The sequence below is a fragment of the Streptomyces sp. NPDC033221 genome (genome assembly GCF_055577005.1).
Map to the genome: position 1 here is coordinate 262,091 of NZ_JBVIQN010000001.1, position 14,720 is coordinate 276,810.

Annotated in this window: 14 protein-coding genes; 5 read left to right on the forward strand and 9 right to left on the reverse strand. The window is 70.3% G+C overall.

The genetic code is table 11. The features are described 5' to 3' along the window. Positions 1-18: 18 nt before the first annotated feature. The 3 genes from ACZ53K_RS01140 (at position 19) to ACZ53K_RS01150 (ending at position 3,239) form a co-directional block, all read left to right on the forward strand. On the forward strand, positions 19-552 hold the full coding sequence (locus tag ACZ53K_RS01140; RefSeq protein ID WP_073758671.1) for an alkyl hydroperoxide reductase: 534 nt from the start codon (positions 19-21) through the stop codon (positions 550-552). 90 nt (positions 553-642) lie between these two features. Beyond that, complete coding sequence (locus ACZ53K_RS01145) at positions 643-2,358, forward strand: alpha/beta hydrolase (protein WP_468830362.1); 1,716 nt, start codon at positions 643-645, stop codon at positions 2,356-2,358. Between the two features lie 323 nt (positions 2,359-2,681). Next, complete coding sequence (locus ACZ53K_RS01150) at positions 2,682-3,239, forward strand: DUF3291 domain-containing protein (RefSeq protein WP_468830364.1); 558 nt, start codon at positions 2,682-2,684, stop codon at positions 3,237-3,239. Here the strand turns inward: ACZ53K_RS01150 and ACZ53K_RS01155 are convergent. The 5 genes from ACZ53K_RS01155 to ACZ53K_RS01175 all read right to left on the reverse strand — a co-directional run bounded on the left by ACZ53K_RS01155 (position 3,233) and on the right by ACZ53K_RS01175 (position 9,311). After that, positions 3,233-3,814, reverse strand: a complete 582-nt coding sequence (locus ACZ53K_RS01155) for a DUF2867 domain-containing protein (RefSeq protein ID WP_468830366.1) — start codon at positions 3,812-3,814, stop codon at positions 3,233-3,235. The genes ACZ53K_RS01150 and ACZ53K_RS01155 overlap by 7 nt on opposite strands. A 227-nt stretch (positions 3,815-4,041) precedes the next feature. Beyond that, positions 4,042-5,538: an AI-2E family transporter gene (locus ACZ53K_RS01160; RefSeq protein WP_468830368.1), complete on the reverse strand. Its 1,497-nt coding sequence runs from the start codon at positions 5,536-5,538 to the stop codon at positions 4,042-4,044. A gap of 150 nt (positions 5,539-5,688) precedes the next feature. Next, positions 5,689-6,396: an aggregation-promoting factor C-terminal-like domain-containing protein gene (locus ACZ53K_RS01165; protein ID WP_468830370.1), complete on the reverse strand. Its 708-nt coding sequence runs from the start codon at positions 6,394-6,396 to the stop codon at positions 5,689-5,691. Positions 6,397-6,820: 424 nt separating this feature from the next. Continuing rightward, positions 6,821-8,143 carry a PhoH family protein gene (locus ACZ53K_RS01170; protein WP_468830372.1) on the reverse strand — a complete coding sequence of 441 codons (1,323 nt, stop codon included), beginning with the start codon at positions 8,141-8,143 and terminating at the stop codon, positions 6,821-6,823. Positions 8,144-8,513: 370 nt separating this feature from the next. Further along, positions 8,514-9,311, reverse strand: coding sequence for an isoprenyl transferase (locus ACZ53K_RS01175; RefSeq protein WP_468830374.1), 798 nt, complete (start codon positions 9,309-9,311; stop codon positions 8,514-8,516). A 117-nt stretch (positions 9,312-9,428) separates the two neighbouring features. Here ACZ53K_RS01175 and mgrA point away from each other — a divergent pair, with 117 nt between their 5' ends. Further along, a complete protein-coding gene (gene mgrA, locus ACZ53K_RS01180) occupies positions 9,429-10,472 on the forward strand; it encodes an L-glyceraldehyde 3-phosphate reductase (RefSeq protein ID WP_468830376.1) in 1,044 nt (347 codons plus the stop codon). 235 nt (positions 10,473-10,707) lie between these two features. Here the strand turns inward: mgrA and ACZ53K_RS01185 are convergent, their stop codons facing one another. Then, positions 10,708-11,463 (reverse strand): prepilin peptidase, encoded by a 756-nt coding sequence (locus tag ACZ53K_RS01185; RefSeq protein ID WP_468830378.1) that lies wholly within the window; start codon positions 11,461-11,463, stop codon positions 10,708-10,710. A 32-nt stretch (positions 11,464-11,495) separates the two neighbouring features. Here ACZ53K_RS01185 and ACZ53K_RS01190 point away from each other — a divergent pair, with 32 nt between their 5' ends. Then, positions 11,496-11,915 carry a DUF192 domain-containing protein gene (locus tag ACZ53K_RS01190; RefSeq protein ID WP_468830380.1) on the forward strand — a complete coding sequence of 140 codons (420 nt, stop codon included), beginning with the start codon at positions 11,496-11,498 and terminating at the stop codon, positions 11,913-11,915. Positions 11,916-12,301: 386 nt separating this feature from the next. Here the strand turns inward: ACZ53K_RS01190 and ACZ53K_RS01195 are convergent, their stop codons facing one another. The 3 genes from ACZ53K_RS01195 to ACZ53K_RS01205 form a co-directional block, all read right to left on the reverse strand. Then, complete coding sequence (locus ACZ53K_RS01195; protein WP_468830382.1) at positions 12,302-12,607, reverse strand: DUF397 domain-containing protein; 306 nt, start codon at positions 12,605-12,607, stop codon at positions 12,302-12,304. 45 nt (positions 12,608-12,652) lie between these two features. Next, on the reverse strand, positions 12,653-13,879 hold the full coding sequence (locus ACZ53K_RS01200) for a Cmx/CmrA family chloramphenicol efflux MFS transporter (protein ID WP_468830384.1): 1,227 nt from the start codon (positions 13,877-13,879) through the stop codon (positions 12,653-12,655). Between the two features lie 125 nt (positions 13,880-14,004). Then, complete coding sequence (locus ACZ53K_RS01205; RefSeq protein ID WP_468830386.1) at positions 14,005-14,586, reverse strand: TetR/AcrR family transcriptional regulator; 582 nt, start codon at positions 14,584-14,586, stop codon at positions 14,005-14,007. Positions 14,587-14,720 lie beyond the last annotated feature (134 nt).

The window sequence follows — 14,720 nt, forward strand, 5'->3', positions numbered from 1 at the left end:
ACCGGAAGGAGATCCGACATGGCTCTCGACGAACTGAAGTCCGCCGTTCCGGACTTCGCCAAGGACCTGAAGCTGAACCTCGGTTCGGTGATCGGCAACAGCGAGCTGCCCAAGCAGCAGCTCTGGGGCACCGTCCTGGCCTGCGCGATCGCCTCGCGCTCGCCGAAGGTGCTGCGCGAGCTGGAGCCGGAGGCCAAGGCCAACCTCTCCGACGAGGCGTACGCGGCGGCCAAGTCCGCCGCCGCCATCATGGCGATGAACAACGTGTTCTACCGGACCCGGCACCTGCTGTCGGACCCGGAGTACGGCACGATGCGCGCCGGTCTGCGGATGAACGTCATCGGCAACCCGGGCGTGGAGAAGGTCGACTTCGAACTGTGGTCGCTGGCCGTCTCGGCCATCAACGGCTGCGGCATGTGCCTGGACTCGCACGAGCAGGTGCTGCGCAAGGCGGGCGTGGACCGCGAGACGATCCTTGAGGCCATCAAGATCGCTTCCGTGCTCCAGGCCGTCGGCGCCACCCTCGACTCCGAGGCCGTCCTCGCCGAATAGGTGAACCGGAGGTGCCTTGCGGCGCCTGGGCCGGTACGACAGGGCCCCGCGGACCACGTGTCCGCGGGGCCCTGCGCATAATGAGAGCAAATGTCCGTCCTGCACCTCGCCGTCCGGTGGCTCAAGCACCCCTACTGGGACGCGCCCGACCCCTCCTGGATCGTCCGCCGCTGGCCCGACCTCACCGCCTGCTGCGTCGCGGCGCTCTTCTTCTGGCTCTCCCTCACCCCCTCGCTCCTCCCTCGCCCCTGGTACCTCCAGGGACTGATCGGCGGCATCACGGCCGCCATCGGCTACGCCCTCGGAGCCGCGGCGAGCGGCCTCTTCCGTGCCCTGTGCCGGTACCGCCCCGCCGCACGCACCCGCGCCCGCTGCTGGCTGGCCTTCCACGTGCTCGGCATCGCGCTGTCCACGGCGGCCGTCTCCTGGAGCGCGCACGCCCAGCGCCGCCTGCGCCGCCTCCAGGAGGTCGAGCCCTCCATGGTCTGGCACACCCCGATGATCATCCTGATCACGGTGGCGGTCTGCGCGCTGTTCGTGCTCCTCGCCCGCTGCGTGCGCCTGGTGGCCCGCCGGCTCGCCCGGTTCTTCGGCCGCTGGGTGCCGCGCCCGGCCGCGTACGCGATCGGCGTGGCGCTCACCGCCCTGCTGGTCACCATCGGCTCCAAGGACGTCCTGTACGAGCGCGGCTTCATCGACATCGTCGACCGGATCTCCAAGGCCGCGAACCTGAGCACCGCCGACGGCATCACCCGGCCCGCCTCCGCGTACGTCTCCGGCGGCCCCACCTCCGTCGTCGACTGGGAGGAACTGGGCGCCGAGGGCCGCAATTTCATCGGCTCGGTGCCCCGCAGACAGGACATCACCGCCTTCACCGGCCGCCCCGCCAAGGACCCGGTGCGCGTGTACGTCGGCGAACAGGACGGCGGCGACGCGCATTTCCGCCGCACCGCCGACCTCGCCGTACAGGAACTGGAACGCACCCGCGGCTTTGACCGCAAGGTGCTGGCACTGCTGGGCACCACGGGCAGCGGCTGGGTGGACCCGCGGATGCCGGAGCCGCTGGAGTACATGTACGGCGGCGACTCCGCGATCGTCGCGACCCAGTACTCGTACCTGCCGTCCTGGATCTCCTTCCTCGTCGACAAGGAGAAGGCGGCACGGGACGCCCGCGCGGTGTTCGACGCGGTGTACGCGAAGTGGTCCGCGCTGCCCGCCGACGACCGTCCCAAGCTGGTCGTGGGCGGTGAGAGCCTCGGCACGTACGCGACCGAGGCGGGCTTCGACGGGCTGGACGACCTGCTCGGCAAGGTGGACGGCGCGCTGCTGGCCGGGCCGCCCAACGTCAGCCCCATCTGGCGGGAAGTGACCGCCGGGCGTGATCCCGGCAGCCCGGTGTGGCGGCCGGAGTACGACCACGGGTGGCACGTCCGCTTCGCCCAGTACCCGGAGCGCGACCTCAAGCGCCCTGACGGCCCGTGGGAGCACCCCAGGGTGGTCTACCTCCAGAACGCCTCGGACCCGGTGGTGTGGTGGTCCCCCGCCCTGCTCCTGCACCGTCCCGCCTGGCTGGACCGGCCGCTCGGCCCGGACGTCACCGACGAGATGCGGTTCTGGCCGGTCATCACCTTCTGGCAGACCACCGTCGACCTCGCGGTGTCCTTCGGCGCACCGCCGCCGCACGGCCACCGCTACGGCACCGGCGCGGTGGACGGCTGGGCGGCCGTCGTCCCGCCGCCGGGCTGGACCGACCGGGACACGGCCCGGCTGCGGGCGTACGAGGGCGCGAAGAAGGCGCCGTACTAGGTGGTCCGTTCCGCTGTCGATGCCGCTCCTCCGCAGTCGCCGGGCCGGTGCGGACGTTCGCGACGGCAGGCAGCGCCACCGCCCCGGCCCCCGCAATGACCGGTGCAGGAAGCCACTTGGGCCGGGAAAACGCAACTTCGACAGGGCCCGCGGAGGCAGCTACCTTCACCTGGTCTGCGGCGATCACCCACGGTCGCGCCGGAGTTCCCTCAAGCTGAGCCACCCGTGACGGGATGAGCCGGTCACGCCTCACGACCCCTCGTCCCCATGCGTACGCCGCCGAACCGGGTCCACACCAGGAGCCCCCAACCAGGGAGAGATGCATGCCCCGTCTTGCGCTGTACACCTTCGGCGTCCTGAAGTCACCTCTCGCCGATCCCACACCTCTCACGCACGAGTTCTACGACATCGGTGAGGCCGTCTACCGGACGCTCAGTCAGCACCCCGGATTCCTCGGGCATGCCGAAGCGGCAGACGGCGGCCGGGGATCGCACTTCGAGGCGGACTGGGGCGCATGGGGGCAGTTCACCGTACCGACCTGGTACGACAAGGGCCGTACGGTGGAAACCACCGCCCTGGCCGCGACCCTCTCACTCTGGACCGGCCTGCGCCCCGCCTTCGACGCCATCTACACCGGCCTGCACCGTACGGCGCTGAACAGGCGTTACGACTGGTTCGAGCGGACAGAACACCCGGGTTACGTGTTCTGGTGGGTCCCCGACGGCGTGATACCCACCTGGCGGGACGGGGTTTCCCGGCTGGAACACCTCCACGACCACGACCCCGCGCCGCACGCCTTCACCTTCCACCACTCCTTCACCCCGGACGGGACCCCGACCAGGACCAGAGGCATCGGGCCGAAGAGCGACCAGGTTCACTGAGAAGGGCGAGCGGCTTGCCAGCGCCGCCCGACGGCGGAGATCAGCGCCGGGTACACGATCAGGTGTCGAAACGGCGCGATCGCGGCCATGTAGGCCCTCCCGAGCCGTCCGTTCGGCTTCACCAGGACGGCCATCTGGCCGTGGTGACCGCCGGTTCCGTCCGGGACCCAGCCGATGTGCATCACCCCGTGCACGGTCCGGTTGGCCATCTCGGCGGCCCACTCGTCCCGCAGCAGGTACAGGGAGGTGAACGGCGGCGCGGGAAACTCCGGGTTCGGTGCGTCGCGCAGGTCCCGTGGCATCCGCTCGCGCAGTGACCGCACCCGCGTGCCGACGTCGGCACCGGGTTTGTCCCAGCCGAGCAGCGCACCGATCTTCTGCCGGAGCGCCCAGAGCGTGCGGGCGGGAAGCGACCAGTCCGACGGATCATCCGAGGCCATCAGCGCCACCAGCCGCGGGAGGTCGTCCGGACCGCCCGGCGTCGGCAGCGCCCAGACGTCTTCCAGCCGGAAATCGCCGGTGAGCTCGTGGATCCGCCACGGCCGGGATGTGTGCGCGGTGTTCGGGAGCCTCATGAGTGAACCCCATCCGTGCAGCCATGTATGGAGGGAAGGTAGCCGCCGTGCGGTGGCAGGGGAAGGGCTCCGTGGCGGACGCGGCCCGGACGACGAGAATCCCATGGCGGCACCGAGCGCACCCCGAGAACACTTCCTGGCCGCCGGCCACGGCACGCGCAGCCGCGCCGCCCGGGCGCCGGGTCCGGGCCCGAAGTCCCGACCCGGCGTCCGGCCCCGGCGTCCGGTCAATCCTGCGGGCCGGCCTTCTTCGGCGGGGTCGGCGCGACGTCCAGCGCCGTGGCGCCGTGCGGTGACGGCGTCATCCTGAGTGCCTGTTCCTTGGAGTACGAGCGCAGATAGCCGACGACGGTGTTGGTGACGGCGACCAGCGGGACCGCGACCACCGCCCCGCCGATACCGGCGACCAGGCCGCCCGCGGCCACCGACAGGATGACGGCGAGCGGGTGGACCCGTACCGCGCGGCCCAGGATGAAGGGCTGCAGGATGTGGCCCTCGATCTGCTGCACCGCCAGTACGACCGCGAGCACCATCAGCGCGGCGAAGACGCCCTGCGTCACCAGCGCGACCACACACGCCAGCGCGCCCGAGACCACCGCGCCGACCAGCGGGATGAAGGCGAACAGGAAGATGAAGACGGCGAGCGGCACGGCCAGCGGCACGTCGAGGAAGTAGATGCCGATGCCGATGAAGATGGCGTCGATCAGTGCCACTATCACCGTCCCGCGCACATAGGCGGTCAGCGTGCGCCAGGCGCGCGGCCCGGCGCCCGCCACGCCCTCGCGCGCCGCGCTGGGCACCAGCCTGAGCACCCAGTTCCAGATGCGCCGGCCGTCGTACAGCAGGAAGAGCGTGGTGAACATCGCCAGCAGGATGCCGGTGAGCACCTCCAGGACGACCGTGACGCCCTCCAGGCCGGCCGAGGTGATCGCCTCCGTGTTGGCGCCGACGGCGTCCTGGAGGTTCTTGGCGATGTTGTTGATCTGGTCCTCGGTGACATGGAACGGACTGTCGAGGAGCCAGCCCTTCAGCTCGGTGATGCCTTCCTGGATGCGGCTGGACACCGAGTCGATGTTGTCCTGGACCTGCCACACGACGAACCAGCCGACCAGGCCCATGATGATGAACCCGGCGATGAACGTGAGCGCCGTGGCCAGCCCCCGCGGCAGGCCGCGGCGCTTGAGCCAGGCGACGGTCGGCTGGAGCAGCGCGGTGATCAGCAGCGCGGCGACGAACGCCAGCACCACGAGCTGGATGGAGGTGATGACCTTGGCCAGCACCCAGATCGCGGCGGCCAGGATCAGCAGCCGCCAGCTCGCCTCGGCCGCGACCCGCACCCCCCACGGCACGGCGGCCACCGGGTCGGGCCGGGGCGCGACGGCGGGTGCGTACGTCGGCGGGGCCGGCACCGAGTCGGGCTGCCGGTGCGCGTCCTCCTGCGGAGCCGGTACCGAGTCCGGCTCCCGGTGCGCGTCCTCCTGCGGGGCGGCGGGCCCGGCCGTACCTGCGTACGCGTCACCCTCGGACGCCCGGGGCCCGGCCGTACCTGCGTACGCGTCGTCGCGCGGCGCCCGGGGCCCGACCGCGTGCCCGGCGCGCCTGCGCCCCTCCGGGTCGCTCTCCTCCTCCGCGGCCTCCGCGCGGCGGCGCTGTTCCTCCAGCCGCTGCGCGATCCGCGTCAGATGGGCGCCGAGGCCACCGACCCATTGCGGCAATCTGGACATGTCGCTTCCTCTTCCCCTCCCGCCCCCCGGTGCTGTCAGGACGACGTTACCGGTGCGGGACGCGCGAAACCCCCGACGCCGTCGCGGCCGGGGGTTTCGCGTACGAAGCGGAGAGGCGGACCACCTTACGCGGTGGACCGCCCTCACGTTCTAGTACCAGTGGTTGTTCTGCCAGAAGGACCAGGCACCACAGGGACTGTTGTAGCGGCTGTTCATGTAGTTCAGCCCCCACTTGATCTGGGTGGCCGGGTTGGTCCGCCAGTCCGAGCCCGCGGAGGACATCTTGGTGCCCGGCAGCGCCTGGACGAGGCCGTAGGCGCCGGAGGAGGCGTTGGTGGCGCGGTAGTTCCAGCCGGACTCGTGATCCACGATGTTGCTGAAGCACTGGAACTGGTCGGCCGGCAGCATCTGCCGGGCGATGGCCTGCGTCTCGGCGATCGAGTACGACGCCTTGGCGGTGAAGCTGGACGCGTCGCGCGTGGCGGAGCGGGAAGCTTCGGCTTCCTTCTCCTTCTCGCGCTCCTTGGCGTCCTGCTCGGCCTTCGCCTTCTTGTCGGCCGCGTCCTTCTTGTCCTGCGCGTCCTGGGCGGCTGCCTTGCGGGCCGACTCCTGCGCGGACTTCAGCGCGGCGGCGTCCGCCTGGGTGGACGCTTCGTCCGCCTGCTGCGTAAGGGAGGCCGTCTGCACCTGGGCCTGGAGGCCCGCGGGTATGTCGGCGATCGTCGCGTCGGCCGCGGCGGCCTCGGTGTGGGCGACCGAGCCCTGCTCCTGACCTGACGCGACACCGACAACGGCGCCGACGGTGGTGACCGCGGTGGCGGAGGCCACGGCGAATCCCCGGACCGAAATCCGGCTCACACGCTTTCCTTCCAGCATCGTCCGCATAGGTGACCTCGCGGACGCAATCGTGCCCCTGGCGCTGGTCTCCCCTTGTTCCGCCCCCGATTGAGCGGCGGGAACGGCTGGTCACGGGAGGCACGGGCCCGGTACGTCCCCCTCGGGGTCCGCGTGGTGCTCGGGCGGCATACGGCGACGCTATGCAGTTCTGGGGTTCCGCACCGCTGGGGGTGCTGGTGTGCCGTATGCGGGGCCTGACAGGACCCAGACTCTGCCCGAACCGGACGCGTGGAATCAATTCATCGTTGCGTGTGAAAGCTCACACCCCGTTTGCCACAGGTGATTTGCGGAAATCCCCGCGCAGCGCGGCGCCGCCCGGCTAAGCTCCTGCGCTCCTGCCGGGCGGCGCCGTACTCCACAAGGGGCGGTTCTCCCTGCAACGGGGTCAGATCCTGCCGTCCTCCAGCATTTCGGTCACCAGTGCCGCGATCGGCGACCGCTCCGAGCGGGTGAGCGTGACGTGCGCGAACAGCGGGTGGCCCTTGAGCTTCTCGACGACCGCCACCACGCCGTCATACCGGCCGACCCGCAGGTTGTCGCGCTGCGCGACGTCATGGGTGAGCACGACACGCGAGTTGGCGCCGATCCGGGACAGCACCGTCAGCAGCACGTTGCGCTCCAGCGACTGCGCCTCGTCGACGATGACGAAGGCGTCGTGCAGCGACCGGCCGCGGATGTGGGTCAGCGGCAGCACCTCCAACATGCCGCGGCCCACCACCTCTTCGATCACGTCCGAGGTGGTCACCGCCGAGAGCGTGTCGAAGACGGCCTGGGCCCACGGGCTCATCTTCTCCGCCTCGGTGCCCGGCAGATAGCCCAGCTCCTGCCCGCCGACCGCGTACAGCGGCCGGAAGACCATCACCTTGCGGTGCTGCTGGCGCTCCAGCACCGCCTCCAGGCCCGCGCAGAGCGCCAGCGCCGACTTGCCCGTACCGGCCCGCCCGCCCATCGAGACGATGCCGACCTCCGGGTCCAGCAGCAGGTCGAGCGCGATCCGCTGCTCGGCGCTGCGCCCGTGGATGCCGAACGCCTCCCGGTCGCCGCGCACCAGCCGTACTGAGCCGTCGGCCGTGACCCGGCCGAGTGCCTTGCCGCGCTCGGACTGGAGCACCAGCCCGGTGTGCACGGGCAGCTCCCCGGCCTCGGGCAGATACACGGTCTCCTCGGCGAACAGGCCGTCGATCTGCTCCGCGCTCGCGGTCAGCTCGGCCATGCCCGTCCAGCCGGAGTCGGTGATGGCCAGTTCGGCGCGGTACTCCTCCGCCAGCAGGCCCACCGCGGACGCCTTGATGCGCAGCGGCAGGTCCTTGGAGACCACCGTGACGTCGTAGCCCTCCGCCTGGAGGTTGCGGGCCACCGCGAGGATCCGCGAGTCGTTGTCGCCCAGGCGGAAGCCGGCCGGCAGCACCCCGGGGTCGGCATGGTTCAGCTCGACCCTGAGGGTGCCGCCCAGCTCCCCGATGGGGATCGGGGCGTCCAGCCGTCCGTGCCGCACCCGGTACTCGTCGAGCAGGCGCAGGGCCTGCCGGGCGAAATAGCCGAGTTCCGGATGATGCCTCTTTGCCTCCAGTTCGGTGACCACGACGACCGGCAGCACGACTTCGTGCTCGTCGAAGCGGGACATGGAGCCTGGATCCGCCAGCAGCACGCTGGTGTCGAGGACATAGGTGCGCCGGCCGTTCTCACGGCGCTGCTTGCTGTTCACCACGGGTGGACGTACCCCCTCGGATGAGGTCGGGGTGCGACGGCGTCGCGGGAGTGGAGCCGCCGCGCCGTCAGGCGGCGGGCGACGAGGCCGGGCTCGGGCCGCGATGCACGGGCCGAACGCCGGCCCTCCGCGTCGTCCGTGCGGTCCGCACGGTCGTCCGTGATGTGCAAAGGGCCTCCCGGGCGGACGGCCCCGTGCCGTCCGCTGAGATACGGCATCCGATGACTGGTCCTGCCGGATACCGACCTGGAAGGGATATTCCCGCGAACGTGCGCACCCATGCAATGGCATATGACGCACGGTCGGTGAACGCTTGGTTACGGATTTGACGCGGGAGTGCTCCCGCGCCGGGAGGGGTGGGCTGGTTGGCCTAAAAGCCGTAACGCCGGTGACGGGCGGCGTAGTCGCGCAGGGCGCGCAGGAAGTCCACCTTGCGGAAGGCCGGCCAGAAGACCTCGCAGAAGTAGTACTCCGAGTGGGCGCTCTGCCAGAGCATGAACCCCGAGAGCCGCTGCTCGCCGCTGGTGCGGATCACCAGGTCCGGGTCCGGCTGGCCGCGGGTGTAAAGGTGTTCGGAGATCAGGTCGATGTCGACGATGTCGGCCAGTTCCTCGAAGGAGGTGCCGCGCTCGGCGTGCTCCAGGAGCAGCGAGCGCACCGCGTCCGCGATCTCCTGCCGGCCGCCGTAACCGACGGCGACGTTCACCAGGATGCCGGTGTGGTCGGCGGTGGCCTGCTCGGCCTCCTTGAGCACCCGCTGGGTGCCGTCGGGCAGCAGGTCGCGGTTGCCGACGTGGTGCACCCGCCAGCGGCCGTCGGCGGCCAGGCCGCGCACGGTGTTCTCGATGATCCCCAGCAGCGGGGTCAGTTCCTTCTCGGGCCGGTCCAGGTTGTCCGTCGACAGCAGCCAGAGCGTGACCACCTCGACGTCGGTCTCCGCGCACCAGCCCAGCAGCTCGCTGATCTTGTCGGCGCCCGCCTGGTGGCCCTGCACGGTGGTCCGGCCGTCGGCCCGCGCCCAGCGGCGGTTGCCGTCGAGGATCACGCCGATGTGCTTGGGGACCTGGTCATGGTCGAGGCGGCCTTCGACCCGGCGGGCGTAGAGCCTGTAGACGAGGTTGCGCAACGCGGGCGGGTACGGGATGCGCACCCCGGAAGATCGCAGCATGTGTGGTCAAGCCCCTCCGTGCAAATGGCGGTCGCCCCCGTCGCCTCAAGTCGGCAACTTTACGTCGCTCACGTCCCGGCGGCCCAATCAGGTGTGTCACAACTCCGTGATAAGGAGATGACCATGACTGATGGCTCTGTCCACATTGCCGCGAATACGCGCTACGACTCCATGGAGTACCGCCGCACCGGCCGCAGTGGTCTCAAACTCCCCACCGTCTCCCTGGGCCTGTGGCACAACTTCGGCGACGACCGGGCCCTGGCGTCCCAGCGGGCGATCCTGCGCCGCGCCTTCGACCTGGGCATCACGCACTTCGACCTGGCGAACAACTACGGCCCGCCGCCCGGCTCGGCCGAGCTGAACTTCGGAAAGATCTTCTCGCAGGACTTCCGGCCCTACCGCGACGAGATCGTCCTCTCCACGAAGGCCGGATATCGGATGCACCCCGGCCCGTACGGCGAATGGGGTTCGCGCAAATATCTCCTCTCGTCGCTGGATGCCTCACTGAAGCGGATGGGTGTCGATTACGTCGACATCTTCTATTCGCACCGATTCGACCCGGACACGCCGCTGGAGGAGACGATGGGCGCCCTGGCGTCCGCCGTCCGGCAGGGCAAGGCGCTGTACGCGGGCGTCTCGTCCTACTCCGCCGAGCAGACCCGCGAAGCCGCCCGCATCCTGCGGGAAATGGGCGTCCGGCCGCTGATACACCAGCCCTCCTACTCGATGATCAACCGGTGGACGGAGGAGGACGCCCTCCTCGACACCCTGGAGGCGGAGGGCATGGGCTGCATCTCCTTCGCTCCCCTCGCCCAGGGCCTGCTGACCGACAAGTACCTGGACGGCATTCCGGAGGGCTCGCGCGCGTCGCAGGGCAAGTCGCTCGATCCGGGCCTGCTCTCGGACGACGTACGGCGGCGGCTGCGCGGCCTGAACGGGATCGCCGCGCGCCGCGGGCAGTCCCTCGCCCAGCTGGCGCTGTCCTGGGTGCTGCGGGACGAGCGGATGACCTCGGCGCTGATCGGGGCGAGCAGCGTGGCGCAGCTGGAGGCCAATGTGGCGGCGGTGGGTGCCCCGAAGATCACGGACGAGGAATTGTCCGAGATCGAGGAGTTCGCGAAGTCGACCGACGGTGTGAATATCTGGGCCAAGCGCGGCTGATTCTGTTCGGTCCATGCCGCCTTCGCGGGGCGCTCCCCGCACCCCGTAGAGACGTTCGCCCGATCCGTGTACGAAACCCGCTCCGACATGATCATGGCGAGATCCGTACCCGGGCAAAAAAGCGGGCCGGTCCGTGGGGGGGATACGGACCGGCCCGAGGGGGGGTTTCCACCATAACCCCGCCGAGGGGGTGCTCAGTGCAACTTCGCGCGGAACGGCGCGCCCGGTTTTTGGATCAAGACGCCGCCGCGGCCCCCAGAAGCACCCCGAGAAGAGCCCCAACGATCATGAAGGGGCCGTACGGCATGGCCGGTTTGGGCCCATCATCACGGCGATCCGGGCTCCCGCGGCGCCTCAGCAGCAGCCCGCAGCCATAGACCGCGCCGAGCAGCAACCCCAGGAACGCGCCAGTGATCAGAATTGCCCAGCCATACCACCCAAGAGTGACCCCCAGCCCGATCGCCAACTTGACGTCACCGAGCCCCATTCCAGCTGGATTGGCCAAATATAGGACGAAATAGAACCCCCCAAGGGCCAGCCCCCCGAGCAGCCCCCCTTTCCACACCCCCACCCCTCCCCCACCCAGCGCGACAAGCCCCAGCACCATCACGACACCGGCCGCCAGCGGCAGCGTCAGCACATCGGGCAGCCGGTGCACCCGCCAGTCGACGACGGCGAGCAGCACGGCCACAGGAGCAGCCGCGAGCCACACGACCAGCTCGGGGCGTGCGCCCGCAGCGGCCGCGAGCAGCACACAGACCAATGCCGTGACCAGGGCGGTCACAGCCGCCCCAGGCCCATACGGCCCACACTCACGACAACGCCCCACCCCCACCCACCCGCGCGCGGGCCCGGTGATCACCCGCCCGCACGGACAGCGAGCGCGCCACTCCTCCCCCGGCTCAACAGCCAGCCGGTACGCCGGCCGCGGCACCAGCAGACCGACCACGCCCCCGTACCCAGCGGCGAGAACCATCAGCATCACAGCCACACGGCCGACCCTAGGCTGATAAAACGCTTCCCATGCCCCGCTGGCAGAACGGATCAGGAACGCTCCGCTTCGTACAGACCGAAGACGGAGAAACGACGCCCACGCACACGGGGGCACCCGGGAGCGGGACGGCTCGGAACGGAGCGCCCGCCATCCCCTTGGAGATCGCCGCCTCCTACCGCGCCCGCTCCCGAGGCCTCCTCGGCCGCGACGGCATCCACGGCGCCCTGCTGCTCACCCCGGCGAGCGCGGTACACACCTTCCGTATGCGCTTCGCCATCGACGTCGCGTACCTCACCCGCGACCTCACCGTCCTCGCCGTACGCACCATGCGGCCGGGACGGCTCGGCCTCCCCCGCCTCCGCGCCCGCCATGTCCTGGAGGCGGAAGCCGGCGCGATGGCCCGCTGGCACCTGCGCCCCGGCGCCCGCCTCACGATCGACACCCCCTGACCCTCCGGTCCGGCCCTCCGCCCACCCGACAGCTCGGCACCGCCCGGACGCCGCATCAGCTGGTGGCTCGTCTCCCTGCCGCGGACCGGCCTCTCCCAGGGCAGGAGCAAGCGGGCAGGCCCGCGCGATGCGCTTCCAGCTGATCGCGTGTGAGCGGTGCGAAAACGACCATAGGGCACATACCCACATATGTACTATCTTCCAGCACCAACCCACCTTCCTTCACCCCGCAATTACCCCTTCCAGTCGCCAGCCCCGACCACCGCCCCCGCAAACACCGCCCCGTCCCGTCAACACGGACATGACCGCGCCACTCCGGCCCGCGGGGCGCGCCCCTTGGTGGGCCGGTACGACTATGTGGTCGCCGGTGCACCCGCGCGACCATCTCACCGAGCCCGAAGAGACCGCACCAGCGCAGCAAGCACAAAGGAACTGACAGCGACGGCCACGAAAGGGGCCTCACTCTCACGCAAAAGCACTACGCCCCCTGGGCCTACGGCAAGCTCAAGGCAGTTGTTGCCTTCACTGCTGTAGGTCGACTTCAGAAATCGCGTCAGCGCTGCCGGGGTGACCATGACTTGCACCGAAGGCTGATCGCTCTCGCGTATGAGAACTGCTTCACCGGGCGATGCCGCCATTTCGACGCAGTTGCTCGCGTTGCCGCTGTATGAAAACTTCTGCCAGTTGCTCATGGACACGATTGCGTCCTCTCGCAGGCCGTTGACACTGCCCCATGCTCAGCGCCGAGTTGCACCGCGTCCAGCCATGGGACGGGCCAGAGCATCCTGTGTCCGAACCAACGTCGTACGGGAGTTCGCCCGGCGCTGGAGAGCAGCCGCCCAGAGTGCCGCTCCCATCGCCGCCGCGCCCACCCCTGCTCCCACCCAGGCCACCGATGTGAAGCCGAAGCCCGCGTCGATGGTCAGGCCGCCCAGCATCGGGGTGAGGGTGATGCCGACGTTGAAGGCGGAGGTGTTGAGCGCGGGGGCCAGTGTCGGCGCGTCGGGGGCGAGGGCGAAGACCCGGGACTGGACGACCGGGTTGGTGACGTAGCCGGTCAGACCCAGGGCGAAGATCAGCACGATCGTCACGGTCAGGTTCGCGGCCGTCAGGGCCAGCAGGGCGGAGGCGGCGGCCAGTCCGGCGATGCCGAGGAAGAGGGTGCGGAGCGGGTGGCGGTCGGCGGCGCGGCCGCCGAGGGTCATGCCGAGGAGGCCGCCGACCCCGTACAGCGCGAGTACGGCCGGGACCAGCCCCGCCGGCAGTCCGCTGACCTCGGTGAGCAGGGGTGCGAGGTAGCTGAAGGTGACGATGGCGGCGCCGAAGCTCAGTGTGGTGACGAGGTAGGAGAGCCAGAGGGCGGGCCGGGACATGGCCTTGACCTCGCGGCGTACGGAGGGGAGTTCGCCGTGGTCCGGGCGTCCGGCGGGCAGGGCGGTCAGCAGGGAGGCCAGGCTGATGACGGTCAGGGCGACCACGCCCCAGAACGCCGCGCGCCACCCGACGTGCTGGCTCAGCACCGTGCCGGCCGGTACGCCGACGATCGTGGCGAGGGTGAGTCCGGTGCCGACGACCGACAGTGCCTTGCCCCTGGCCCCGGGTGACACCAGGCTCACCGCCGTCGCGGCGGCCACCGCCCAGAACCCCGCGTACGCGAAGGCGCTGACGACGCGCGTCGCGAACAGCACCCCGTAGCCGGGTGCCAGCGCACCGACCACATGTCCGGCCACGAAGACGAGCTGGAAGGCGACCAGCGCGGTCCGGCGCGGCAGGCGCAGGGTGCCGATGGCGAGTACGGGCGCGCCCACCACCATGCCGATGGCGAACGCGGACACCAGCAGTCCGGCGTCGGGGATGGAGACGCCGAGGTCGGCGGCCACGTTGGGCAGCAGTCCCGCGAGCATGAACTCGGATGTTCCCTGGGCGAAGATCCCCAGGCCGAGGAGGTAAACGGCTATGGGCATGAGGTACGGGCTCCTGTGGATGGGTGAGGGGTTGGAGGGATTATGTATCGGACGGTCCAAAACGGAGGCAAAAAAAGGGCCGACCGGAGCCGGCCCGAGGGGAGCCGCGAGTGCCGGGCGCCGCGTCAGAACGCCGCCATGAACCCCGCCACGACCCCTTCGAGCGCCGCGCGATCGGCCCCGCAGCGCGCCGAGACGCGCAGGCCGCCGACGGCCGCGATGACCAGGTGGGCGAGAGCGCGCGGGTCCTTGTCCGCCGCGATGCCGCCGTCCCGCTGCCCGGACGCGATCGCGGCGCCGATCTTCTCCAGCCGCAGCCGGTAGTCCCGCGCCAGTTCGCCCGCGACCTCCTCGTCGCGAGCCGCCACCTCGACGGCGGTGTTCACCACCAGGCAGCCGCGCCGGGCCCCCTCGTCGCCGCACTCCTCGTCGACGACCCGCTGGAGGTGCGTGCGGATCTTCTCCCGTACCGGCAGGTCGCCCTCCAGGAGCGCGAACAACTCGCCGTTGCGGTCCGCCATGTAGCGGTCCAGCGCCCGTTCGAAGAGGTCGTGCTTGCTCTTGAACGTGTTGTAGATGCTGCTGCGGCCGAGGCCGGTCGCCTCGCACAGGTCCTGCGTGGACGTGGCTTCGTACCCGGCGGCCCGGAACGCCTCCGCCGCGGCGCCGACCGCCCGCTCCTCGTCGAACTTCCTGGGTCGGGCCATGGGGAGGACACTACAGGTATTGGATCGAGCGGTCCAATACCTTGCTGATCCGACCGCCGGCTCTCAGGGGAAATGGCCGGCGGCCTGCGCGGGTCCCAACGCTCCTCCGCTCGCCGCAAGCTGAAAGAATCGAC